Here is a 2014-nt window from a genome sequence, read left to right as displayed (position 1 = left end):
GACCCACAGCAACAGCACGCGCTGCGCGGCGAACTGCGCGAGCACCTCAGGCTCGGCCTGGCCGACTACATGGTCCCGACCCACTTGCTGTTCCTTGAACGCCTGCCGGTGACGGCCAATGGCAAGCTGGACCGCAAGGCCCTGCCCAAGCCCGATGCCAGTGTGCTGCAGGACAGCTACGTGGCCCCGTGCAGCGAGCTGGAACGGCAGGTCGCGGCGATCTGGGCAGACGTGCTGAAGCTCGAAAGGGTCGGCCTGAACGATGGCTTCTTCGCCCTGGGTGGCCATTCGCTGTCGGCCACTCAGGTGATCGTGCGTGTTCGCGAGGCGACAGGCATCGACGCCACCTTGAAGGAGCTGTTCGAGCATCCCCTGCTGGCGGATTTCTCGCGTCGCCTCGAAGAGAAAAATCAGCAAATCGATCCGATTCAGGCAGAACTGGCTAAATCGCTGGAGGCGCTCAAACGTCTAACCACGGAGGAAATTGATGAACTGATTTCATAGGGGATACATCAGTGCAAGCGTTGCTCGACTCCGTCAAATCGTTGTCCACCAAAGAGCGTCACGCTCTGGCCATGCTCCTGAAGCGTCAGGGAATCAACTTGTACGGAGTCGCGCCGATCCCTGCGAGAGCGCCGGGGGAGGCGCTGGCGTTGTCCTACGCCCAGCAGCGGCAATGGTTTCTCTGGCAAATGGACCCCCAGGGCAGCGCATACAACATTCCGGTCGCCCTGCGTCTGAAGGGCGATCTTGACCTTCAGGCGCTGCAGGCCAGCTTCGATGCCCTGATCGCGCGGCACGAAACCCTGCGTACCACCTTTCACCTCGACAGTGACCAGCCGGTGCAGGTGATTCACCCCGAAGCGCCCGTCGAGCTGGTCATCGATACACTCAAGGCAGTCGATGCCGATGCCAGCGCGGCATTGAAGGCATGGGTCGAGCAGGAAGTTCAGCAGCCATTCGACCTGGAGCAGGGGCCCTTGCTGCGGGTCAAGCTGTTGCGTCTGGCGGCGGATGACCATGTACTGGTGCTGACCCTGCACCACATCGTCTCCGATGGCTGGTCGACACCGATCATGGTCGACGAGCTGGTGCGTTTCTACGAGGCCGGCAAGTCCGGGAACGCGCTGCAATTGCCGCCGCTCCCTGTGCAATATGCCGACTACGCGTTGTGGCAACGGCAGTTCATGGAAGCGGGCGAACGCGAGAAGCAACTGGGCTACTGGACGGCCCATCTGGGGGATGAACAGCCGGTACTGGAGTTGCCGCTGGACCGCCCGCGCGGTGCAGTGCAGAGCCATGCAGGGGCACGCCTCGACATCGCCATTGCCGATGCGCTGGCAGATTCGCTGAAGCAGTTGGCCAAGCGCCAGGGCGTGACCCTGTTCACCTTGCTGCTGGCAAGCTTCCAGGCGTTGCTGCACCGCTACAGCGGGCAGAACGACATCCGCGTCGGCGTCCCGATCGCCAACCGCACTCGCAGCGAAGTCGAGGGGCTCATCGGCTTCTTCGTCAACACCCAGGTCCTCAAGGCCGAATTCGACCTGAGCACCACCTTCGACGCGCTGGTCGCGCAGGTTCACCAGGCCGGGCTCGGCGCACAGGCGCATCAGGACCTGCCGTTCGAGCAACTGGTCGAAGCCCTGCAGCCAGAGCGCAGCCTCAGCCATAGCCCGTTGTTCCAGGTGATGCACAACCACGGCAGCGAGGGCAGGGGCCACACGCGGCGCCTGCCAGGCCTGACCCTGGAAGCGCTCGACTGGGAAATCCATACCACCCAGTTCGACCTTGCATTGAACACTGTCGAGCATGAACACGGCATCGGTGCGTTCCTGACCTACGCAACGGCCTTGTTCGATGAAGCCACCATCGCCCAGCTCGCCGGGCACTGGCAGGCCCTGTTGGCCGCCATCGTCGCACAGCCGCAGCAGCGCATCGCCGAGCTGCCGCTGTTGAATGCCGCGCAGCAGCAACAGGTGGTCTACGACTGGAACCGCACCCACGCCGACTACCC

2 protein-coding genes are annotated in these 2014 nt (G+C 63.2%); both read left to right on the top strand.

The window, feature by feature from the left end; translation table 11 throughout:
* The coding region (locus tag FHW75_RS26665) for a phosphopantetheine-binding protein (protein ID WP_260308862.1) at positions 1-504 on the top strand (504 nt) is incomplete at its 5' end.
* 11 nt (positions 505-515) lie between these two features.
* On the top strand, positions 516-2014 hold a 1499-nt coding region (locus tag FHW75_RS26660; RefSeq protein ID WP_311650979.1), incomplete at its 3' end, for a condensation domain-containing protein.

Source organism: Pseudomonas sp. OG7, assembly GCF_014192825.1.
Lineage (GTDB): Bacteria > Pseudomonadota > Gammaproteobacteria > Pseudomonadales > Pseudomonadaceae > Aquipseudomonas > Aquipseudomonas monteilii.
This window is presented reverse-complemented; position numbering and strand designations above follow the sequence as displayed.